The organism is Paenibacillus sp. JT22N15, from assembly GCF_059383755.1.
This window is the reverse complement of sequence record NZ_JBXENV010000013.1, coordinates 108,542-130,896: the sequence shown is the minus strand read 5'-3', so window position 1 is coordinate 130,896 and position 22,355 is coordinate 108,542. Positions and strand designations below refer to the sequence as shown.

Here is a 22,355-nt window from a genome sequence, read left to right as displayed (position 1 = left end):
ATTTTTCATTGCACATGCCTTAAAGCTGTTATTCCTTCCAGTAACCATCGTTTTTGATCGTATCGATGTTGATTTGCGCGCGATTGTTAAGCGACCTCTTGTCTCTCAGCTGAAAAAGGGACAGCTCATGCCCCGGATCAACGACCAGCGGCTTTTTCATAATATCCTCTAGCAAATGAAGCACTGCTTCATAAGCCTCAAAGCGGACGGAATCGGAAATCGTTTGGCGCATCGCCTTAATCATTTCAATGATATGCTCGGCGTACATCAGCTTGACGATGCTGTCCGCACTCATTAATTGCTTCGTAACGAAGGCGACCACATTTTTTATGATTCGCTCATTATTGTGTACCTTCACAATGGCCAGCAGCGATGCAGCCGCATCCCAGTCTCGAATTGACAATTGATTCGTGCAGCTGTCTATACATTCGTTATACCACTCGATTTCTACTTCCCTATCAATCTCGAACTGCTTGTACGCTTCATAAACGCCTGCCTGGCGCATGCTCATAAAGCTGCCGAAATGCAGAAGGAACAACTCCTTCGCTCTTTCCATCATTCATTTCCTCCTACATGTATAGAGGCGCTTGCCTTGTCCCTTCCATTATAAATTTTATTGGACGGGATTCCAACCGACTAATCCGAATTATTCCGCTTTTATGGCCAATTATTTGAATAAAACGGTAACCTTTTGGCCTAAATTACGTCTAGTAATTATTGGAATTATTTAAACTGAAAGTGAGGATAACTTATGAAACGACGTTTCTTGCACGTAACCAAGCTTGCTGGCCTGACGTTAGTCGCCACTGTAACCGCATTCACCGCTGTGTCCGACGTTTCTGCCAGCATGTCCAGCCCATGGACAGACGATACCGCTTCTGAAAATAATACGGCGCGCTCGCAAGTTTCCGTCTCTTTTCAAAATACGACTGTCAGCCTTCCTCTTCCTCCGCGAATGATAGAAGGAACAATAATGGTTCCCGGAAAAGCCGTTCTGGAAGGATACGGCTACAAGCTCACCTGGCATGCTGGTGAGAAGCGGTTAACCGCCGAACATCCGAGCAAGCTGGGGCTCGTATTTTGGGCGGATCGCAAGGAAATGGAGATCGGTGGCAAACGGATAAACCATTTGAAAACAGCCCCTTATTTGGACAAAAAAATGATTTGGCTGCCGCTGAGGCTCGTTGCAGAAGCATCTGGCCTCAGCGTCACCTGGGACGCCTTCCATCGAACGGCATTTGTGAGCGATCCGCATGCTCTCCCGCAATTTAGCGTGATGACAAAGCCAAATGACGGCACGGTAGCCTCACCTATGCCGCTGCTTAAATATATGCAGGAAAATATGAATGTCGATGTGCGGCTGCAATTGGCTGATCCGGAATTTTATAAGGAAAAAACAACCGTCCTGTTCGCTGCGGGTGATCCCGCTTCTATCATGCTGCTTGAAGATCCGTACCAGTACAACGATGAGCTGCTGGAGAGCCTTGCGGTTGATTTGACGAAGCAGTTGGATGCTTATCCGCGCTTAAAGGCGCTTGCGGGCAATAACGCCTTGGGCGGCCGAGTCATTAATGGCAAGCTTTATGGCATTGCCCGCCCTGGCGATCAGCATGACGCGCCCTTCCCAGCCATTAGGCAGGATTGGCTGGATAAGCTGAATTTAGCCCAGCCCAAAACGATGGATGAACTATATGAGGTATTAAAGCAATTTACGTTTAACGATCCGGATGGCAATGGCAAACAGGATACAATCGGATTATCGGGCTATACCTTTGCCGCCGGACTAGGTACGCTAACTTGGGTCGAGCAAGCTTTTACAGGAAGCCCTGACCGTTTCTCCATGAAAGACGGCAAGCTGATTGATCATGCCGCTGCGCCTGAACAAGCACAGGCGCTGAAATGGCTCGCTCACGCTTACCGCGATGGGCTGGTGGACAAAGAATTCGCCGTTAGAACTGGGGAACAGACGCAAGACCGCTTGAGTGAAAATCTCACTGGCCTTGCTGCCATGAGCGTCACCGAAGCAGCCCAGCTTTCTGCTGGACAAGCGGTGTGGGTGCCGCTTTCCGGCATTCAGGCTACTTCAGCAAGCCCATCGATTGCCCCATGGAAGCTGGAGGGAAATGGGATGTATATCATTAGCGCCATGACGAGAACCGAACCTGGGCTGATGCTGAACTGGCTGAATCGCGGCTATGAAATGACGGAGAAAAACGAATGGGGAGCGATTGCCGAGCTTGGTGCCGCGGACTATTCTGCCATCAATCATTTGTTCGGACAAACCGATATGCTGAAAGGCAATCAAAGTGTAGCAGCGTTGCCTGCCAATGTAAGGAGCACTTATGAAGCTGCCGTTGCCGAGTGGCGTAAAACCTCTTATGCCGACACGACGCTGCCTCAGCTTAACAGCTTCTGGAGCCAAGGCAAATATGCCGATCTAAACAATAAGCTGGTGATGTTTAAAATTAAAGTGATTATGGGGGCAGCAACGATTGAGGAATGGGAGCGTTATATCGCCACTCTTGTCGCGAGCGAAGAATATAAGCTAATGATCGCCGATATCCATACCCATCTTGCAGTCCCAGCCAAGTGAGCGGCTGGCTAGTCGCATTTTCACAGGCAGCTAGTCTTGCCGAGCATTAACCTATTTACACGTCTGGGCATATAGTGGAGCATCTTAGTCTGAGAGGAATATGAAGATGAATGCTACTTATGCAAGCTATAATCGCGATCCTTATCGCACGTATCCGATGAATGGCTGGCAAGCCCAGCCTCATCATGCCGCGATGCATATGAAAGTACAAACAGCCGAACCACAGCAGCCGCTTACCTTTGTGCTTATTCACGGCTCTTGGGCGGATGCCAGTTTTTGGGACGAATCAGCTGCTGAGCTGCGCAAAATGGGCCATACCGTGTATACGCCAGAGTATCCCGGACACGGCAAGGATCCGAACAAAGCCGTGACCCACGGGATGTTATCGCGCTCGATTGCAGATTTCATTATCGCCCATCATTTGCAGCAAATTGTCCTAGTGGGACATAGCTTTGGCGGCTCTTTAGTTCAAAAAGTGGCAGAGCTTGTTCCGGACCGCCTGAAACGGCTCGTATTTTTCAATGCCTTCGTGCTGAATGACGGGGAAATGGTCGCGGACGAGTTTCAGCCGGCTGCCCAAGTCTTTTTTCAACAGCTGAGAGAAAGCTCCAAGGATAATACAATTATGCTGCCATTTCCCTTTTTTCGAGAAACCTTCGTCAATCTTGCAGGCCTCGGTTTTGCCAAACATGTGTACAGCCAAATTACACCGGAGCCCGCTGGCCCATTTTATGAAAAGCTGGATCTCAAAAAATTTTACAGCCTGACTACCCCCAGAAGCTATCTGTACTTCACGGTAGACAACGTTATGCCGCAATATAATCAAATGTATGGCTGGCATCCTCACATGTCGAGCAGACTGGGCTTATTCCGACTAATTTATGGGCATGGCGATCATTTTTCTACCGCAAAAACCGAGCCGCGCATGCTGGCGCAAAAGCTATATGAGGCGGGAAGAGACTAACCTGTACCAAAGAAAAAAAGGCAGCCATCCGGCTGCCCTTCCCTCCATACTTTATTAATAATTTTCCTGCTTTAAATGAATGGAGAACAAGCGTCTCCCGCTATCATCAGCTTCCCTATACTGAACGATCTGCCACTGCCGATGGATAAGAGCTTGCAGCTCATTTGCTGCGTGCTCATCCAGTACAAAACCCCGCACTCCATCGTCCACGCTTCTGTAATCCCGCTCCGCTTGAAGGCCGAAGCGGAAACGAAGCAGCTTCTTCAAACCATTTAAATGCAAAAAACCGAATTCATAGCCGCTGCGGAAAGCTTCCTCCAAATCAATATGCAGCTCCTCTGCAAGCTGGACCCGCTCTACGAATGCCATTGAAGGCTCTGCCGTTCGATCGATAATGGAGGAGAAATCCTTGCTTCGTATACAAGCCGCAATATGCGCATCCGATTCGCCGCTAGTCCGGCAGTTTTCAATGAGCAACGCAATCGGCAGCGGCAATTGTATTTTATGCTTCATCTGGCGCGCCCCCTGTTTGAGCAGTTGCGGCAAGATGCTTGCAAAGCCAAGCGTTTACTTCACGGAGTGCCTCCACGCGATAAGAGGGCTTGCCGCTTTTAAGGAAGGCGTGATTAGAGCCTGGATAGCGAATGAGCTTCGTTTGCTTGCCTAACCGCTTAAGTGCGGTGTACCACTCGTCAGATTGGCCGACTGGACAGCGAAAATCCTGCTCACCATGCATAATAAGCACCGGAGCCTTCACTTGGCTCACATAGGTCAGTGGCGATTTTTCCAACAGCAAGCCCTGCTGCTCCCATGGGTTCCCACCTACGATGCCTTCTGTGTAGGAAATGCCAATATCGCTTGTCCCGTAGAAGGAAAGCCAATTTGAGATGCAGCGCTGTGACACAGCCGCTTGGAAACGGTTATTTTGGGAAATGATCCAGTTGGTCATTAGCCCTCCATAGCTTCCTCCCATAACACCCAAGCGCTCAGGGTCGATAAAATCAAAGCGTTCAAGCGCCGCATCGACGGCGTCCATTAAATTGCGGTAGTCTCCGCCACCGAAATCTCCTCGGCAGCTCTGCGCGAAGCGCTGGCCATAACCGAAGCTTCCGCGCGGATTTACATAAAGAACCGCATATCCTGCGGAAGCTAGTGTTTGAAGTTCATGGCTATAGGTTGGCGCATACATCGCATGCGGGCCGCCATGAATGACGAGCACCAGCGGCGCCTTTCCGCCTTGAGGGAGTGCTGGCGGGCGCATCATCCAGCCTTGGATACGGTCGCCATCCGTGGAATCGAACCAGAACGTCTCAGGAATGCTGATGTCCAGCTCCTCCATTGCCGCCTTATTCCATGACGTCAACCGCAGCTCCTCTCCGCTCAGTCGATCCAAACGATAAAGCTCGCCTGATCCATGGGCATCCATAGACAGCATAATAAAGTAACGGCCATCTATGGTTTCCTCTAGCTGGTAAATGTCGCGTTCCCCCGATGAGACCGGCTCTGGTGCTCCAGCTTCTCTGAACCGATATAGCTGGGCTTGTCCATGATGCGTACCTAATGCGAATACACTCGTTCCATCCTTAGCAAACAACGGGCCGGGCATAACCGCAGCTGTGCGCATGTCGTTCAAAATATAATTTCCGACCTGAACATCCGTCTCCTGCCATGCGACAGGAGCTCCACCGCTACTTGGCACTGTATAAATGTTGCTTTGAGTGCCACTGCCATACTTGCGGTCTTCGGCAATTAACGCAATCATGCTGCCGTCCGGCGAATAGCTGAACTGGCTGATGCTCAGTGAACGATCCGTAATCCGGCAAAGCTCTCCGCCAACTGCCCTGACTGTAAACAAATCCTGATAGGCGATTAAATCCGGGTCAAGCTCGGGATCATCTATTTTTTTGCTTAAAAAAGCAAGCTTGCTCCCATCCTCCGTCCACACGGGCTGTGATACATTAAACCTGCCTGACGTAAGCTGCGTCACTTCTCCGCTTGTTACCTCAACCCGAAACAGCTGGCTGTATCTGCCATCCCACCAGCCTGATCCTTCCGCTTTCGGAATCGTCCGCTCGTAGCTTCGGCCGCGGCGGCTTTCCTGCTTGACGATTTCTTCCTTTGTGAGCTTTCCCTGCGCCTCTTCCTCGCTTATTCGGCTCGTATAGGCGATTGCGCTCCCATCTGGCGACCAGACGAAAGCAGCAACGCCATGCTTTGCCGAAGTAAGCTGGGCAGCAGTACCTGCGCTCACATCTGCCAGCCACAGCTGCTTGCCGTTTTCGTTCACCCGCAGAAAGCCCAGCTTCAGCCCATCCGGCGACCAGCTCGGTGCGAAATCCTTGGAACCATCCGTTAATGAAGCATCCTCTTGGCCATCTATCGTTACGACGCGGATATGCGTCTTATAATCATTTTTATCTTGATCGATTTCTTTGTACACATAAGCGACTGAAGATGTCACCGGATGAATGGACGGATCGCTGATCCAGCTGTAATGGTATAAATCCTCAGGCTCGATTAAGCGTTTAGGCTCAGGCATATAAGCGCCTCCTCTTGATCTTAGCTTTAGTCTAGTTAAGCGGAAAATGGCAGGCCGCCATATGTCTGGAGCCGGAAGGCTCCAAGGCAGGCGCTTCAATTTTACATATAGGCTGCACATAAGGGCAGCGAGGATGAAAGGCACAGCCAGTCGGCGGATTAACAGCGCTCGGAAGTTCGCCAGACAACACAATCCGCTCCTTGCGGATCGTCGGATCAGGCACAGGAACGGCCGACAGCAAAGCCTGCGTGTACGGATGCTTTGGCCGTGCAAACAAGTCGTCACGGTCAGCAAGCTCAACAATTCTCCCTAAATACATGACCGCAATGCGATCACTAATATGCTTCACGGAAGGCAAGCCGTGGGCGATGAAAATATAAGTGAGTGAAAACTGCTGCTGCAGCGATTTTAGCAAATTTAAAATTTGCGCTTGAATCGATACATCCAGCGCCGATACGGGCTCATCGCAGACGATCAGCTTCGGCTTAAGCGCGAGCGCTCTTGCAATACCGATTCGCTGGCGCTGTCCGCCGCTGAACTCATGGGGATAACGGTCCAACTGATGGGCACCAAGGCCCACAGTCTCCAGCAGCTGGACTACCTCGCTTTGCAGCTCGCGCCCTTTCGCCAGACCATGAATTTTGAGCGGCTCACCAACGATATCTTTAACGGTCATTCTTGGATTCAGCGAGGCGTATGGATCTTGGAAAACAATTTGCAGCTCTCGCCTTACCTGTCGGATGTCCTGCTCATTCATTCCCGTAAGACGCCTGCCCTCAAACCAAATCTCGCCAGACGACGGCTCAAGCAGCTGCGCTACCATCTCGCCCGTTGTTGATTTGCCGCAGCCGGACTCCCCGACGATGCCCAGTGTTTCCCCTTGATTAATCGTGAAATTGAGGCCATCTACTGCTCGGACATACTCATTGCCTCGGGCAAACAAGCCCCGCTTCAAGGGGTAATGCTTTCGCAAATCTTTCACTTCCAGCAGGGGCGCCGCATTAAAGCCACTCTGGTTCATCATGACACCTCCTCGCTTTTCAGGCATCTCGCATAATGACCATTGCCAACTCGCTCAAGCTCCGGTTTTATTACCATGCATTCGCTGCCTGCATAGGAGCAGCGAGGGTGGAAGGGACAACCGCTGGGCATGTCCAGCAAATTAGGTACCATGCCGGGTATTGACGCTAGCTGCTCCCTCTGCTCATCCATTCTCGGCAAAGAACCGAGCAGACCGACTGTATAGGGATGCTTCGGAGCAGCAAACAAATCAATGACCGATGCCTCTTCGACAACCTCCCCTGCATACATAACGACGACCCGATCCGCCATTTCCGCAACAATGCCTAAATCATGCGTAATTAAAATAACGCCCGTCTGCTGTTCCTTGCTGAGCTTTGAAATTAAATCTAAAATTTGCGCCTGAATCGTCACATCCAGCGCCGTTGTCGGCTCATCAGCAATAAGCAGCTTCGGCTCACAGGCGAGCGCCATCGCAATCATAACCCGCTGCCGCATCCCTCCCGATAGCTGATGGGGAAATTGGCGAACCAGCTTGGAAGCATTAGCTATGCCTACACGCTGCAGCATATCTATACTTTTCTGCTTGGCCTCCGCTTTGCTTGTGCCTTGGTGGACGCGGAATACTTCCGCCAGCTGATTGCCAATTGTAAATACAGGATTAAGCGATGTCATCGGCTCTTGAAAAATCATCGACATTTCGTTGCCGCGCAGCTTTCGCAGCTCCTTGCGAGAGAGCTTTACCAGATCGCGCCCTTGGAATGTAATTTCCCCGCCCGTTATAGTACCTGGAGATGCGATAAGACCCATAATGGAAAGCGACGTAACGCTTTTTCCACAGCCTGATTCCCCTACTATAGCTAGCGTTTCCCCCGCTTCGACGGAGAAGGAAACGCCGTTCACTGAAGGGATAACGCCCTTGTCCGTTTTAAAACTCGTTTGCAAATGTTTAACTTCCAGCAAAGGTGTCGGCATATTGCTCCCTCATTTCCCTTCTTATTCCTTCGATTTCATGCGAGGGTCCAGCATATCGCGAAGCCAATCTCCGAAAAAGATAACGCCTAGAACCGTAATCGTAATGGCAAGCCCCGGAAAAGTAGCAACCCACCAGCTAGTAGCCAAATATTGGCGACCATCGCTCAGCATCCCGCCCCAGGAAACGGCAGGCGGCTTAATGCCAAGCCCTAGAAAGCTAAGTGACGCTTCCATAATAATCGTTGTAGCCACGCTCATCGTGGAAATAATGATGAAGGATGACAATACATTCGGCAAAATATGGGTGAAAATAATCCGCCCATTCCGTGCGCCTAGCGCTCTCGCAGCTTTTACAAAATCCCGTTCCTTCACGCTGAGCACTTCCCCGCGGACAACCCGCGCATAGGAGACCCAGTTGGTTACGCCAATAACGAAGATTAGCGTTCCAAGTCCCGGTCCAAGTACGGCCAGTACAACGAGCATAAACAAAATCGCTGGAATAGCGATAAAGGCATCGGCGACCCTCATAATAATGGCATTTACCCATTTGCCATAAAAGCCTGCAAGCAAGCCCAGAAGCGCTCCGATTGCACCTGACAGCATAACGGCTCCAATGCCGACGATTAAAGATACTTGCGAGCCATAAACAATTCGGCTCCAAATATCTCTGCCCAAATTATCCGTCCCCAGAAAATGCTCATGCGTGCCGCCCTCCAGCCACATCGGCGGAAGCAGCCGCTGCGCCGGGCTGATCTTCGCTGGCTCATGGGTGGCAAACAATGGCGCGCCAATAGCAATGATGCACACGGCGAGTACAATCAGAATACCGAGCGTACCGGTCTTGCTTTTCAAAAGCGACTTTATGCCTTGCCGCCACCGGCTTTCCGTTTCCTCGGACCGCTTGCCCAGCAAGTCATCCGCTTGCGATTTGGATAATAACGACATCTGCCTCACCTCTGGCTTTAACTGTATTTAATGCGTGGGTCCAGATACCGGTATACAATATCCGTTAATAAATTCACAACCAATACGATGATGGCAATGACGAATACGGCTGCCTGTACAATCGACATATCATGCGTATTGACGGCCGACACGAGCAGTTGTCCAAGCCCCGGCCATGAGAACACAGTCTCGGTTACGAGCGTCCCGCCGATCAGGCTTGTAAATTGCAGGCCCATGATTGTAACGACGGGAATAAGTCCATTGCGCAGCGCATGCTTGAAAATAACGATCGTCTCCAGCAGCCCCTTGCTTCTTGCCGTACGAATATACTCCTGATTCAAAATCTCCAGCATGCTTGCTCGAATGAGCCTCGTCATTTGCGCCGCAATGCCGGCTCCAAGCGTTATGGCCGGAAGGACAAGATGCTCCGGCCCGCCCTTGCCGGAAACGGGGAAAATGCCTAATATGACCGAAAATAATAAAATCAGCATAATGCCCGTCCAGAAATTCGGCATCCCTTTGCCAAGCGCAGACAAGCCTGAAATGAATAGATCCAAATAAGTGTTGCGCTTCAGCGCCGAAATAATGCCCAGTGGAATTGCAATCAGCGTGGCAATCAGCATTCCCGCTCCAGCAAGCTGGAAACTTGCAGGCAGCCTTTCCAGCACAAGCGGCAAAGCTGATTGTCCGTAATGGAAGGAATGTCCGAAATCTCCCTGGATTGCATTAAAGAGAAATAGGCCGAATTGAACATATAGAGGCCGGTCCAGACCCAGCGCCTCAGACAGAACGGCCCGATCCTCCGCTGTTGCCGTTTCCGGCAGCATCAGATTGACCGGGTCACCCGTCACATGCACAAGCACAAAAACGATGGCGGATATGAGAAATAGAACCGGCACCATTTGCAGCAAAGATTTGATCAAGTATTTGCCCACTGAACGGCCCCTCTCCCTGTAATAGATTAAAGCAAAAGGAAGGGAATAGAACGCTATTCCCCCCTTTATAGTTGATGCTATTTTAGCGTAATATCTTCCGCATAATACATTTCATCGAGCCTTGGCGTATAGCTGATGCCTGCTCCGACGCCGTAAATGCCTTTCATTTGATACAAATAAATAGTAGGACGGTCAACTGTAAATTGCTGTTGAACCTTCTGGTATTGCTTCTCACGGTCAGCTAAATCCATGTTTTGCAGCGCCGATTGCAGCAGCTCCTCTACTTCTGGGTTGTTATAATCCGTCTCGCCTGCCGCATTTTCTTTCTTGAAGCGATTGTAATTGTTCGAGGCATCAAACAAGGAATTTCCTACGCCCAGCAGGAACAGCTCGTTGAATTTCTTCGAGTTCAGCTTTTCGCTGAAGCTGCTGGCTTCCAAAATTTCCAAATTAACTTCAAAGCCTACATCCGTAAGCATCGCTGCTACGACCTCGGCCACCTCTTTGTATTGTACAGAAGCTGAGAACGATACTTTCGCGCCATTTTCATAACCAGCTTCTTTCAATAAAGCTCTCGCACGCTCTTGGTCGTACTCAAACGTATCATACAAGCTCGGATCTGAACCGAAGTTGCCAGGGGTAACCGACGTTCTAGTCGGAATGCCTGCGCCGCCAGCGATGCTGTCGATAATAACCTGATTGTCGATCGCAAGATCAATCGCCTCGCGAACCTTCGGATCAGCAGTAATCGAACCTTCAGTCATGCGCATAATGATATGAAGCACACGCTGAATTTTCGCTTGTTCTACACTCAGGCCATCGACGCCGTCAATACGGGCAATGTCCGTTGCCGGAACGCCAGCAGCAATATCAACGCCGCCTGTCAGCAGCTCGGATACACGAGTGGACGCTTCAGGAATGGAGCGGAAAACAACATTTTCCCATTTCGGCGTTCCACCGAAATAATCGGCATTTTTCACCAGCTCAATGCGGTCATCTTTCGTCCATTTGGAAAATTTATAAGGGCCTGTGCCTACCGGAGCTTTCAAGAAAGCTTCCATGCCGTTCTCCTCAATATATTTGGAAGGCAAAATGCCTGCACCCATACGGGACAAACGATTAAGCATAATCGGGTCTGGCGTTTCAGTGATAATATCAACCGTAAAATCGTCAATAACATTGACTTCTTTAATATGCTTGTAATAGGTGTTTTGCTTCAAAGTGGTATCCTTTGCGACACGCTCAAGCGAGAACTTTACATCCGCCGCTGTGAATGGATCGCCGTTGTGGAACTTGACGCCTTCGCGCAGCTTCAATCTCCATGTTGTATCATTGACCTGCTCCCACGAAGTGGCAAGCACGGGCACTTTGTTTTGCTCGTCGTCATTTTTCAGCAAATAATCAAACACATTGACGAGTACCGCTTCGCTCATCGTATTGTTGTTGTTGTGGGTATCGAAGCTTTCGATATCCGTCGAGTTAGCGATCGTTAAAGTCGTTTTGTCTGCGCCAGCTGGAGCGCTAGCCGTCCCGCCATTCGTTTGCGTCTCATTTTTCGTCTCTGCGGCATTGCCGCATCCTGTAACAACCAGCATAACCGCTATTATTGCTGCAAAGCCCTGTACATACCATCTTTTCAAATCGCACAGCCTCCTGAAATTCGTTTTAGTTTGTTTGTTCTAATATAAGAATTTATAAGTTTCACCTTGCCATTCACAATTGCGGATCAGCCAAATAGTTAAGTGCAAGGGCCGACAGCATTGCAGCTCCATAAGGGAGAGCAGCTTCATCCAAATCAAATTGGGGATGATGCAGCGGGTAGGATGTATATGCCTCTCCGCTTCCAACCCCCAAGCGGAAAAACACGCTTGGCACAGCCTCTGAATAAAAAGCAAAGTCCTCGCCGCCCATCGACGGCTTTACATAAATCCATTTTTTCCCGCCGAGTACCTGCTCGCTTGTCGAGGTAAGAAAATCAACCATCGCTTCATCGTTTTGCACAACCGGATAGCCCATCTGGTAGTTCAATTCGTAATCCGCGCCAAAGGATGAGGTCACGCCGCGAATGATGTCCTCAAGCAGCTGCGGCATCCGATCGCGTACTGCCGGTGTCAGTGTCCTAACTGTGCCGACCATCTCCACTTCGGGTGCAATCGCTGCTCCCATGTAGCCTCCGTTGATTTTGCCAATGGTCACGACCACCGGCTCAAGCGGATCAACCAGACGGCTCGCTACATGCTGCAAGGCTGATATCACCTGTGCCGCTACCGTAATCGCATCTACTCCCTCATGAGGACGGGCAGCGTGACCGCCTTTGCCGATCACCTTGATCTTAATGCTGTCCGCTGAAGCGAAGGCAACTCCCTTCGTTACTGAAATGGAGCCTGTCGGCAGCGCAGGAAAGACATGAAGCCCTGCCATTACGTCCACAGCGGGATTTTGCAGCACACCGTCGTCCATCATCGCTTTCGCTCCAGCAAGCCCTTCTTCGGCAGGCTGAAATACAAATTTGATATTTCCGCTTACCGGCTTCCCTAAACCTGCTAGCAGCTGGGCTGCGCCCATAAGCATGCTCGTATGAGCATCATGGCCGCATAAATGTGCTTTTCCCGGTATTTTCGATTTATAAGGAACGCTCTTCAAATCCTCGATCGGCAAGGCATCCATATCTGCCCGAAGCGCGATGGTGGGACCAGGCTTTTCGCCGCGAAGCAGTGCGACAACGCCTGTTTTCCCAATATTCGTCTGAACCTCCAAGCCTAGCTGCCGCAAATGCTCGGCGACGATTCCCGAAGTTCTTACTTCCTCAAATCCAGTTTCAGGGTATTGATGGAGATCTCTGCGCCATGCTACTAGTTGTTCCTTCTGCTGATTTGCAAGAGCAAGAAGCTCATTTAATTTCAATTTGTTCACCCTCCTACAGTGCCGGTTGACCAGTTAACTGTCTCCTTCGACAACGACACGCGCATAAATCGCATGTACGGTTTCGTCGATATGCTGATTCATCGCTTCTTTCGCGCCGTTTCCATTGCCGGCTTGAAGCGCTTCGAGCAGCAGCATATGCTTGTCATAACTTGTCCGTCTGACGTTCTCGTTATAGGGCATCAGATCCAGTGCAGGATTAATTTTGGTGCGAATTTTCCTGACTGCCTTCTCGAAATAATCGTTGCCGGAAGCTTTCGCAATCGACAAGTGAAATTTGACGTCCAAGGAACGGAACATTTCACGCGTGCAATCCTCCTCCATGCTCGTTTCAATAAAACCCCGCAGCAGTTCGAGCTCTGCCGTGCTTATCCGCTTAGCAGCAAGGTAAGCCGCTTCCGGCTCTATAATGGAGCGATATTCGAATACTTTCAGCATATCGTCCCAGCCGCCGCGCACCTCCTCGCGTGTTCTCTGGTGCGAGTTTATCGTTAAAGGAAGAACGAATGTGCCGCCCTTGGCTCCAATCCGCTTCTCGATTAGCCCTTTGCCTTCAAGGTCGGATAATGCTTCCCTGACCGCAAGCCTGCTAGCCTTGAATACTGCTGCAAGCTCACGTTCCGTTGGCAGTTGCTCCTCCGCCAGAAAATCTTTAAGGATAATCGCTTCCTCTAGCTGCTCCAAAATAAAATCGCTAACTTTTTTAGCGGATACTTTTTCGAACTGCATTTGACCCCTCCAAATCAACAGAAAAACATTAAGGTTCAAACCTTAGACCAAAACTACCATATCAATCCCTATCTGTCAACTTGGTATTTGAATTTTCTTCGACAACGGCTCCCTTTATCCGACAAAATCCACCTGGCTCAAGCGTAAACGGCTGTAGCCGTCCTCTGGTGGCAAAGCTACCGTTTCGCGTAGAAATATAGAGAATGGATGGAATAATCATATCCTTTCCTATATTTCAAGCGTAAACGGCTGTTGCCGTCCTCTGGCGGTAACAGCCGTTTCGCGATGAAATATAAGCCGATTATAAGTGTGAACCTGATAAATTCTTAAATTTCAAAGAAGACCGCCAAGTGGCATTTGGACGTATGATCCAAACCCTTTGGCGGTCTTCTATACTGCTTCCTATTATTTTTGGGTGCTTTTTGGTCGCTTTAAGCAGCTTTTACACGAGTGAAATATCGCGAGCACTGAATGACGACAATGAGCCAAACCAGGCTAATCAAATAAGCACCTACAACATCACTCGGATAATGCACGCCTAAATAAATTCGGCTGATCCCTATGCTGGCAATCATAATCGAGCTGAAGGCGAGCAGCCATATCCTCGCCTGCTCTAACGGAATATGACGCCAGCATAAGTATGTAACGATTCCATAAAAGGTAAACGCACTCATGGAATGACCGCTCGGAAAGCTGTAGCCTGCTTCAACAATAATCGCATTTAAACTCGGCCTTGCACGTTGAAACAATAGCTTTAGCCCAAGATTCAGCAGCGCGGAGCCAATTACAGCTGTTAAAAACACGATCGTCTCCCTGCGGCTCTTCCAAACAAGCAACAAAAAAAGCGTAATGGGAACCGCTAACAGAGACACGATGTACACAGACCCAATAAAAGATAGAAACTTCATGATGCTTGTCCAGATCGGAGCATGGAGCAATTGAATGTAATGGATTACCTCTTGATCCAGCATCCTCACCAGTTCAGTTTGAACGGATAGCCCAATTGAAATAAATAGAACGAAGCTCGCAAGCGCAAGCACATTCAACTTTGAAAGAGAGAACACAACCACTTCCTTACTATCGTGAGCTCTTGCCCTTTGTAAACATATTGCAAAATTAAGGACGTTAACAGTATACTACTTTTTTCTTTATGAATGGAAACGCAGGGCATTCACCACCTATTGCCAGAACAAATAAATCATCAAATTACAACCAAAAGCCTGCTTAAACAGGCTTTTTTCCTGTATGCATTCGCTTATTGTTCCCTCTCTTCAATTATAAATTCAGGGGCGTTTTCGGATTAGGCGATTAATTGCTGTGGAAATCGCTTTCTGATTATTGCTTTCCTCTTCCGCTTTTTTTAGAGCAAGCAAGGCCAAACCATCACCAATCAACGACAACGAAGCAGAAATTTTAAACAGATCGTCAGAGGTTATTTTTTGTTCATTAGCCATTATTTACTCCTCCTCAATAGATGATTATATTCATCAGCCCTATATAAAGCGGGATTGTTCAAAACCTCGTCAGGAGTTATCATCTTTCTCCGCTCTGGCTTTTAAAACGGCAAATAGCCCAAAAAGATCGCCAACCACTAATATTACAGCAGACCATAAGGCGAGATCATCAGCTGAAGGTTCATTCGATTCCGGTTTTGTAGTGGTTTTTGACATCCGGATTAAGCTCCTTCGTTACTTTGTAATGATAACAGCCTATGCAGAAGGTCACTATGTGGTATAGGCATATGTAATGCATTCGGAAATTTTCGCCCTCACTTGAACGTAAAAAGACCGTCAAAGCGCACTTTGACGGTCTCGTATACGTCTCAACCTAATATTGCGGTTCTGCCGCCAGCACATCAAAATTCTGTATGTTCACAAGCGCCTTCTTGCCGCGATTTCCTCTCTCAACCACCTGCTTACCAGCCTCTTCATCCCATGTTTTTTTCACGAAATCACCTGTCAGCAAATTATAATCATCCTCATCGGCATTATCTATAAGCTCATTGCCCGTAAAATACGAGCCCGTTGTGGCCCCAATCAAATACCAGGCCTCATCCTGATAACGAAAACGATACGTATTGTACCATCTCCAGTTGCTCCCGCCGACATGACGAAGAACAAGAACGCCCTTCTCAATCGTCAAGCCTTCAAACGGGTCGCCGTAAATGCCGCCTTCATTAGCGCTCATTACCGCATGCTCTGCAATAACAGACCGCTTGTATGTATGATCCTCTTGTCCAAAAGCAACCATAATGGCGCGATCCGGCGCTTCTTGCGAGATGTCTTCCTTCTCTAGCACAGCGGCGATGTCGACAAGCCCATCGTTGTTCAAATCTCCTTCTGCTTGCTCAGGCTCTCCCTCAAAAATCTCCAGCACCTTCCATCCAGTTGGAACGAGTGACTCGAAATCTGCTGCTTCAGCCCCGTCATCCGTGGCGCTTGCTATTGGCGATTCCGAATCACCCTGACTCATATCCAATGCATGATCCTGACTGAACAGACTAGGCGCTGCGCTTGCCAAAATAGGATCAGCTTCAGGCTCAATGCTCCCAGTATTCGTATTCGTGCCGCCGCTGCATGCGCTCATGAACAGCAAGCAGATAATAACCAGCGTGTAACAAATTCTCAAACATTTTCCCCTTCTCTATCTCCATCCAACCGCTTTAGTTCCTCATCGGTAAAATGCTTGATCGCTTTCTCTTTGGCAAATTTTCCGGCATTGTATTGCTTCGAGCCGTTTCTTGGCACGGACAGGCTGTTCCACTCGTTTTCCTTCAACCCTTTTGCAGCGTAAACGATTTGCCCAATATGATAGGGGTAATGCGCCAGCTGACGGTTGATCGCCTCCAAAACGGTATGCCCTTCGTTGCGAATATAAATAATTTGGCCAAGCTGCTCTGGCTGGAGCGAATCTATCGCCTGAAAAAAACAAGCCCATGCTTCGTCCCAGCTTGCGAGCAGCTCTTCCTTATTCGCCCAGTCATTTTCAAACTCGGCGTCGCGATCCCGCCAATCCTTCTCGCCGTCTGCTGTCAGAAAATCCGTCCATCTGGACAAAATATTGCCGCACATATGCTTGACGATCGTGCCAATGCTGTTTACATCCTCTTTAGGCTGCACAAACAGCTGCTCCGGCTCGACCTGATTCATTGCTTTTTCAGCAAGCTTCTTGTAGTAGTGGAACTGTGATTGAATGCTATCCAAATAAACACGTTGTAAATCCATTCCAACGCCCCCTTTTTTACGAGTAAAAAATAATTCTTCCGCCGCTTTATGCTAGTTTCCAACCTCCTGCAAGCATCATGATGCTATCTTCCTCATTCTTATTAAAATTATAATAGCATTTCCACTTGTTTGGAAAGGCATTTATATTCGTGCGGGATGTTTTCCGTCAGTTGAATGGCCTTTCAGACAAATGGGATAGGAGCGATTTGGTCATTATAAAATCTATTTGTTCTTCATCACCCATATAGAAAGAGTGGGCCCCTGTTTGAACAAAGCCGATTTTTTTATAGAAGGCAATTGCGCCCTCATTTTTTTCCCAAACCCCTAGCCAGATCTTCTCTTTGTTCCGCTCTATCGCTACATGCACAGCTTTATTTATTAGATGTTTGCCTAGCCCCTGCTTATGAAATTTGTTCCTTATATAAATTCTCTCGATTTCAAGCGAATCGCTGCCCATTATTTCAGTTTGAGCATCGTCGGTGTTTTGCTTTAAATACCCGGCAATTTCCTCATTAGAATAAATAAAAAAGAATTCCGAAGAGCTATTACATAATTCTTTTTCTAATTGGTTAAAGTTAAATGCTTTTTCCAGGTAGGCTTTCATATTTTCCGGCGAATTTTGATGGCTAAATGTCTCAATAAATGTTTCAACACTAACTTCTTGAAGCAATCTTACATCTTCAATTGTGCACTTTTTTATATTTATACTCATTTTATTTTTCCTCCTGTTACTAGATCAATCATTTCTCGCGCTTCCCTTATTGTAAAGGGCAAACCGTCTTTTCTTGCTCTGCAGAAAATAGTTTTTTTATTTTTTGGTTATATTATTTTTCAAATGAGTTAAAAAAATAGTACACTATTTTTGTTGCATTTACAACAAAAATCAACATAGCATTTTCCACAGCTACAACTTTTTTTCTTTCCGTATCAGAAATACGATAGATATAAGCGAGCTGGCAAATGAATAAGCTTTATAAGATGTCAGCAGCTTCTTGACACTCGGCAGCACCAGCGAACCAGTCGAATCACCACGGCAATAATGTTATGTTTAATAACGCAAAAACCTAGATGACGAACACTAAAGTTATATATATTGACATGAAAAGTAGTGTTGCGTTACTCTAAGTAGCAGTGATTACTGATCAGAACGGTGGTAAAGCGATGCGTTTTAAAAATGTATTTTCTATAATCGGGCCTGCCATGGTCGGCCCCTCCAGCTCGCATACAGCAGGCGCCGTCCGGATTGGCCGCGTAGCAAGGCAATTGCTCGGTACGGTTCCGAACAAAGCTGCTATTAAGCTGTACGGTTCTTTTGCCGAAACCTACCAAGGACATGGCACTGATCTCGCACTCGCGGCAGGCTTGCTTGATTATGATACAGATGATGCCCGAATTCGCCATTCGCTTAAAGATGCTTGGTCATCTGGCGTGGAAATCAACTTCAGTCTGGGAGTCGGACATGTTCCGCATCCGAATACGGCCAGAGTCGAGCTGTGGGCAGGAGATCGATACGCTGAAATTGTCGGCGCATCTATCGGCGGGGGCAATATTATGATTCATCAGATGAATGGATTTGATGTTCAGTGTACGGGGGAGTTTCCAACCCTTGTGCTTCTTCATGGCGATTTCCCCGGCGTACTCTCCGGCATCACACATGTGCTCTGCGAGGATGGCGTCAATATAGGTTACATGGATGTGGATCGGAAAGCGAGGAATGGCGAAGCGATGACCGTTATTGAAGCCGATACGAAAATAACAGCAGCGACGCAGCTCAAAATCCAGCAGCTGCCCCATATGATCAAAAGCTCTGTCATTGATCTCACCTTAAGGAGCTGAGCCGCATGAAATATCGGTTTTTGCATGAGCTGGCCGCAGCGGGACAGCAGCAAGCCAAGCCTATATCGCAAATTATGCTTGAGGAAGAAATCGCAGAGTCCGGCCAAACCGAGGAGCATATTTTTAGGCAAATGGCCGACTATTACCAAGTTATGAAGGAGGCCGTGCATAAAGGGCTAACTGCTAATACGCAATCCAAGAGCGGGCTTACCGGGGGCGATGCTAAGCGCGTGCAATCCTTCACCGCTAATAACGCTCCCTCCTCTGGGGAGCCGGCAAGCAGAGCAATGGCCTATGCCCTCGCCGTTTCCGAGGTCAACGCTTCCATGGGCCGGATTATTGCAACGCCGACCGCAGGCTCATGCGGCATTATTCCTGGCGTATTCGTGAGCGCGCAGGAGCGCTTTGGGTGGAGCGATGAGCATATGGTTAGAGGTTTATTTTGCGCAGGCGCGATTGGCTATGTCATTGCGAATAATTCCTTTATTTCCGGTGCGGAAGGCGGCTGTCAAGCCGAGGTCGGTTCAGCGATCGGCATGGCGGCCGGAGCTATGGTTGAGCTGCGAGGCGGCACGACAGACCAAGCGGTTCACGCGGTTGGGCTTGCCCTTAAAAACTCGCTTGGGCTCATTTGCGATCCCGTTGGCGGTTTAGTAGAAATTCCTTGCATTGTACGCAACGGCTTTGGTGCTGTCACCGCTTTAGCGGCAGCAGATATGGCAATGGCTGGCGTCCGCAGCATCATTCCCTCCGATGAAGTCATTAACGTCATGCTGGAGGTCGGCAGCGCCATGCCGAGCAAGCATAGAGAAACGGCGCAGGGCGGTCTCGCCCAAACGCCGACAGGCCGCAAAATTATGGAAAATTTAAAGAAACGAAAATAAATAGAGAAGCCCTAAAGTGGATTAATTGGATTTATGGGAGCCCGGCGCACAAAGGATAATTCCTTCCGACTCCAGCAGCTTGCGAATCTGCTGGACGAACAAGAACGCCTTCTCGCCATCACCGTGGACACATATCGTATCCGCTGCAATCGGAACCTTTACGCCCTGCGTCGACCATACAGCTCCTTCTCTTATCATCTGAAGGAGCTGCTTCAGCGCTTCATTCGGCTCCTCTATTAGCGCGCCTTCGTGACTGCGCGGTGTTAGCGAGCCGTCTTGCTGGTAGGTACGATCTGCGAATACCTCGCTTGCGGTGCGTAGACCCCGCTTTTTCCCCGCATGAATCAATTTGCTGCCAGACAAGCCATATAATATAAGCTCCGGATTCACCCTGTACACCGCCTCAGCAATCGCTTCAGCCAGTTCCACTCGCCTAGCCGCCATATTATATAAGGCGCCATGAGGCTTCACATGCTGCATGACGCCGCCTTCGGACACAACGAAGCCATTCAGCGCGCTAATTTGATACACGGTCAGGTCATACGCTTCCTCAGGTGAAATCGCCATTTCACGCCGTCCGAAGCCGATTAAGTCCGGCAGCCCAGGATGGGCGCCGATGGCAACGCCATTTTTCAGCGCCAGCTTTACTGTCCGTCTCATCGTTCCCGGATCGCCAGCATGAAAGCCGCAAGCTATATTGGCCGATGTAATGAGCGGCAGCAATTCAGCATCCTGCCCCAGCTCATACACGCCATATTGCTCGCCCAAATCACAATTCAAATCGATAGCCAGCGTCATTCTTCTACCTCTCCTCTCTATAGCGTATTTCAATAAACATGGAAAGCCGCTGCATTTGAAGCTCGTGCTTGATATAAAGCTCTTCCGATTTTTGCCTAGTAATCTGCTTGAATCTAATCGTCTCTCCCGGCTTCGCTTGCGCCAGCAGCGGCAAATCTACCGTCGCCACTTGGGCGATTTTCGGATAGCCGCCAATCGTCTGATGGTCCGCCATCAAAATAATCGGGCTGCCGCCAGCAGGCACCTGAATCGTACCCGTGGATACCGCCTCAGAAATAGGCTCAAGCGCTGCAACTGTACTAAGACGCGGCCCTTCCAGCCGATAGCCCATTCGATCCGATTGCGACGAAATACGAAAATCGCTCTGCAAAAAATGCTTCCTGCTCCCTTCGGTAAACGCATCAAAATGCCGTCCCGGCACAAAACGAATGACTGGGTTTTTCCGATAAAAGGGACGTCCCTCTGAGCCAATCGACCAGCTGGTTGCAAAAAATGGCGCGGCATCCTGCCTGTCTTCAGCTTCCTGCTCCCAATAATATAGCGTTTCCGAGGCTCCTTCACCAATCGCCAGCACATCGCCCGCTTTTAAAGCCCGGCCTCCAAAGCCGCCTATAGCCGCACGTGTGTACGTGCTTCTGCTGCCCATAACAAGCGGCACATCAATGCCTCCAGCCGCTGCTATATAAGCGCGAGCGCCCGCGACGCAATTTCCGAACGAAAGCTCATTCCCTGCTTTTATGTACACCGGCCGCCACAGCGGAACGGCTGTTCCTTGCACAGCAGGCGACAAATTGCCCCCGCATATAGCAATTAACGCATCCTGCTCAAAAATCAGCTTTGGGCCGATAAGCGTAGCTTCCAGCACCGCTGCTCCCGCATCGTTACCAACGAGCAAATTAGCCGCGCGAAGCGCAAAATCATCCATCGCCCCTCCGGCAATAATGCCCTGCTGCCTATATCCATGACGTCCCCGATCCTGCACGGTCGTGAGGAGTCCGGCATGTTTTATTCGAATGCCCATTATGCCTGCTCCTCCCATGCGATAAACGCCTCATAGCTAATCGGCTCAAAATAAACCTGATCTCCCGCCCGCAATAAACTCGGCTGCTCATGCGCTGGGCGGAACAGCGCCACTGGCGTTCGCCCGATAATTTGCCAGCCGCCAGGGGAGACAATCGGATAGACCCCAGTCTGCTTGCCGCCGATGCCTACGCTGCCTGGCTCGATCCGCAAGCGGGGCGTGCTCCGCCGAGGCGTAGCGATTTGCTCAGGCAAGCCTCCCAAATATGGAAAACCGGGGGCAAAGCCGACCATATGGACGAGATAAGGCTGCGCCGCATGCATGGCGATGACCTCGCTTTCCGAAAGTCCGCTATGCTCCGCAACTGCTGCAAGATCCGGCCCCAGCTCTCCGCCGTAGCAGACGGGAAGGGTTACGATTCGCGGAGCAGCTGCCTGCTCGTCCTCCAGCTTGCTGACCATGTCCAAGAGCAGCTGGCAGACCCATTCATAAGGGGAAGCAGCCGCTTCAGCCTGCGGATTCCAGTTGTTTTCGGCTAGCGGCGCCAGCAGCTTCATTGGATCATAAAAAATCGTCAGCGTTACATACGCTGGTACAAGCTCAATAAAACCGGGAAAAGGCTCGCGCCGCAAATAAGAGCTGAGTGCTTGCACGCGCTCATGCGTCTTGCGGTCAATCGCGCTGCCGAGCTCGACAATAATTGCCGTATCTCCAAGAGGCAAAAGCTTTACTTCAAAGACTGGATTGACTGGAGCAATAGACATGCCCTCACCTCTTTTTTTCAAAAATAATATTTAAACTCTTATTTCTTATATCGGTCGCTAGTCGGCATAATCATATGCCAGCCTAGTATATATTTGCTTCGCCGCTTTCCTCATCATCTCTCCTAAGCCCAGCAGGCGCCCTTGCTATACATTCGGCAAAACACAACGCTCCTCCTTCCTTCACCCCGCAGCCAAAAATCAGGCCT

General features: G+C 49.4%; 23 protein-coding genes. 4 read left to right on the top strand and 19 right to left on the bottom strand.

What is annotated here, in order from left to right:
* Positions 1-28 precede the first annotated feature (28 nt).
* Positions 29-559, bottom strand: a complete 531-nt coding sequence (locus AC50X8_RS24050; RefSeq protein ID WP_494881941.1) for a hypothetical protein — start codon at positions 557-559, stop codon at positions 29-31.
* Between the two features lie 192 nt (positions 560-751).
* Between AC50X8_RS24050 and AC50X8_RS24045 the strand changes: the two genes are divergently transcribed.
* Positions 752-2,593 carry an extracellular solute-binding protein gene (locus AC50X8_RS24045; RefSeq protein WP_494881935.1) on the top strand — a complete coding sequence of 614 codons (1,842 nt, stop codon included), beginning with the start codon at positions 752-754 and terminating at the stop codon, positions 2,591-2,593.
* Between the two features lie 106 nt (positions 2,594-2,699).
* Entirely contained in the window at positions 2,700-3,557 is an 858-nt protein-coding gene (locus tag AC50X8_RS24040) for an alpha/beta hydrolase (protein WP_235533160.1), read from the top strand.
* Between the two features lie 54 nt (positions 3,558-3,611).
* On the opposite strand, the gene AC50X8_RS24035 is transcribed toward AC50X8_RS24040, so the two are convergent.
* The 15 genes from AC50X8_RS24035 to paiA form a co-directional block, all read right to left on the bottom strand.
* A complete protein-coding gene (locus AC50X8_RS24035) occupies positions 3,612-4,070 on the bottom strand; it encodes a hypothetical protein (RefSeq protein WP_494860622.1) in 459 nt (152 codons plus the stop codon).
* The gene (locus AC50X8_RS24030) at positions 4,060-6,096 is read right to left on the bottom strand and encodes a S9 family peptidase (protein ID WP_494881933.1); all 2,037 of its coding nucleotides are present in this window, start codon (positions 6,094-6,096) and stop codon (positions 4,060-4,062) included. Before AC50X8_RS24030 ends, AC50X8_RS24035 begins: the two co-directional genes overlap by 11 nt.
* A 31-nt stretch (positions 6,097-6,127) precedes the next feature.
* A complete protein-coding gene (locus AC50X8_RS24025; protein WP_056035535.1) occupies positions 6,128-7,117 on the bottom strand; it encodes an ABC transporter ATP-binding protein in 990 nt (329 codons plus the stop codon).
* Complete coding sequence (locus AC50X8_RS24020; protein ID WP_056035532.1) at positions 7,117-8,091, bottom strand: ABC transporter ATP-binding protein; 975 nt, start codon at positions 8,089-8,091, stop codon at positions 7,117-7,119. Before AC50X8_RS24020 ends, AC50X8_RS24025 begins: the two co-directional genes overlap by 1 nt.
* Before the next feature lie 21 nt (positions 8,092-8,112).
* A complete protein-coding gene (locus tag AC50X8_RS24015) occupies positions 8,113-9,036 on the bottom strand; it encodes an ABC transporter permease (protein WP_494881931.1) in 924 nt (307 codons plus the stop codon).
* 17 nt (positions 9,037-9,053) lie between these two features.
* The gene (locus AC50X8_RS24010) at positions 9,054-9,971 is read right to left on the bottom strand and encodes an ABC transporter permease (protein WP_099520528.1); all 918 of its coding nucleotides are present in this window, start codon (positions 9,969-9,971) and stop codon (positions 9,054-9,056) included.
* Between the two features lie 77 nt (positions 9,972-10,048).
* A complete protein-coding gene (locus tag AC50X8_RS24005; RefSeq protein ID WP_494882023.1) occupies positions 10,049-11,566 on the bottom strand; it encodes an ABC transporter substrate-binding protein in 1,518 nt (505 codons plus the stop codon).
* Between the two features lie 118 nt (positions 11,567-11,684).
* Complete coding sequence (locus tag AC50X8_RS24000) at positions 11,685-12,875, bottom strand: M20 metallopeptidase family protein (RefSeq protein WP_056035526.1); 1,191 nt, start codon at positions 12,873-12,875, stop codon at positions 11,685-11,687.
* Between the two features lie 33 nt (positions 12,876-12,908).
* Positions 12,909-13,622, bottom strand: coding sequence for a FadR/GntR family transcriptional regulator (locus AC50X8_RS23995; protein ID WP_056035523.1), 714 nt, complete (start codon positions 13,620-13,622; stop codon positions 12,909-12,911).
* Between the two features lie 431 nt (positions 13,623-14,053).
* Complete coding sequence (locus AC50X8_RS23990) at positions 14,054-14,662, bottom strand: phosphatase PAP2 family protein (protein WP_494882021.1); 609 nt, start codon at positions 14,660-14,662, stop codon at positions 14,054-14,056.
* A gap of 243 nt (positions 14,663-14,905) precedes the next feature.
* Positions 14,906-15,076 (bottom strand): hypothetical protein, encoded by a 171-nt coding sequence (locus tag AC50X8_RS23985; protein WP_155973149.1) that lies wholly within the window; start codon positions 15,074-15,076, stop codon positions 14,906-14,908.
* A gap of 69 nt (positions 15,077-15,145) precedes the next feature.
* Complete coding sequence (locus AC50X8_RS23980) at positions 15,146-15,292, bottom strand: hypothetical protein (RefSeq protein WP_155973146.1); 147 nt, start codon at positions 15,290-15,292, stop codon at positions 15,146-15,148.
* A 157-nt stretch (positions 15,293-15,449) separates the two neighbouring features.
* Positions 15,450-16,250 carry a hypothetical protein gene (locus AC50X8_RS23975; protein ID WP_056035521.1) on the bottom strand — a complete coding sequence of 267 codons (801 nt, stop codon included), beginning with the start codon at positions 16,248-16,250 and terminating at the stop codon, positions 15,450-15,452.
* A complete protein-coding gene (locus tag AC50X8_RS23970; RefSeq protein ID WP_056035518.1) occupies positions 16,247-16,846 on the bottom strand; it encodes a DUF1572 family protein in 600 nt (199 codons plus the stop codon). The genes AC50X8_RS23975 and AC50X8_RS23970 overlap by 4 nt, the downstream gene beginning before the upstream one ends.
* A gap of 166 nt (positions 16,847-17,012) precedes the next feature.
* Positions 17,013-17,558 carry a spermidine/spermine N(1)-acetyltransferase gene (paiA, locus tag AC50X8_RS23965; RefSeq protein WP_056035515.1) on the bottom strand — a complete coding sequence of 182 codons (546 nt, stop codon included), beginning with the start codon at positions 17,556-17,558 and terminating at the stop codon, positions 17,013-17,015.
* Positions 17,559-18,007: 449 nt separating this feature from the next.
* Between paiA and sdaAB the strand changes: the two genes are divergently transcribed.
* Both sdaAB and sdaAA read left to right on the top strand, forming a co-directional pair.
* On the top strand, positions 18,008-18,682 hold the full coding sequence (gene sdaAB / locus AC50X8_RS23960; protein WP_056035512.1) for an L-serine ammonia-lyase, iron-sulfur-dependent subunit beta: 675 nt from the start codon (positions 18,008-18,010) through the stop codon (positions 18,680-18,682).
* A gap of 5 nt (positions 18,683-18,687) precedes the next feature.
* Positions 18,688-19,566: an L-serine ammonia-lyase, iron-sulfur-dependent, subunit alpha gene (gene sdaAA / locus AC50X8_RS23955; RefSeq protein WP_056035510.1), complete on the top strand. Its 879-nt coding sequence runs from the start codon at positions 18,688-18,690 to the stop codon at positions 19,564-19,566.
* A 21-nt stretch (positions 19,567-19,587) separates the two neighbouring features.
* Here the strand turns inward: sdaAA and AC50X8_RS23950 are convergent, their stop codons facing one another.
* From AC50X8_RS23950 to pxpB, 3 genes are read right to left on the bottom strand one after another with little or no spacing between them, the layout of a single operon-like run.
* A complete protein-coding gene (locus AC50X8_RS23950) occupies positions 19,588-20,364 on the bottom strand; it encodes a 5-oxoprolinase subunit PxpA (RefSeq protein ID WP_056035505.1) in 777 nt (258 codons plus the stop codon).
* A 4-nt stretch (positions 20,365-20,368) separates the two neighbouring features.
* Positions 20,369-21,385, bottom strand: a complete 1,017-nt coding sequence (locus AC50X8_RS23945) for a 5-oxoprolinase subunit C family protein (protein WP_056035503.1) — start codon at positions 21,383-21,385, stop codon at positions 20,369-20,371.
* Positions 21,385-22,149 carry a 5-oxoprolinase subunit PxpB gene (gene pxpB / locus AC50X8_RS23940; RefSeq protein ID WP_494860650.1) on the bottom strand — a complete coding sequence of 255 codons (765 nt, stop codon included), beginning with the start codon at positions 22,147-22,149 and terminating at the stop codon, positions 21,385-21,387. The genes AC50X8_RS23945 and pxpB overlap by 1 nt, the downstream gene beginning before the upstream one ends.
* Positions 22,150-22,355 lie beyond the last annotated feature (206 nt).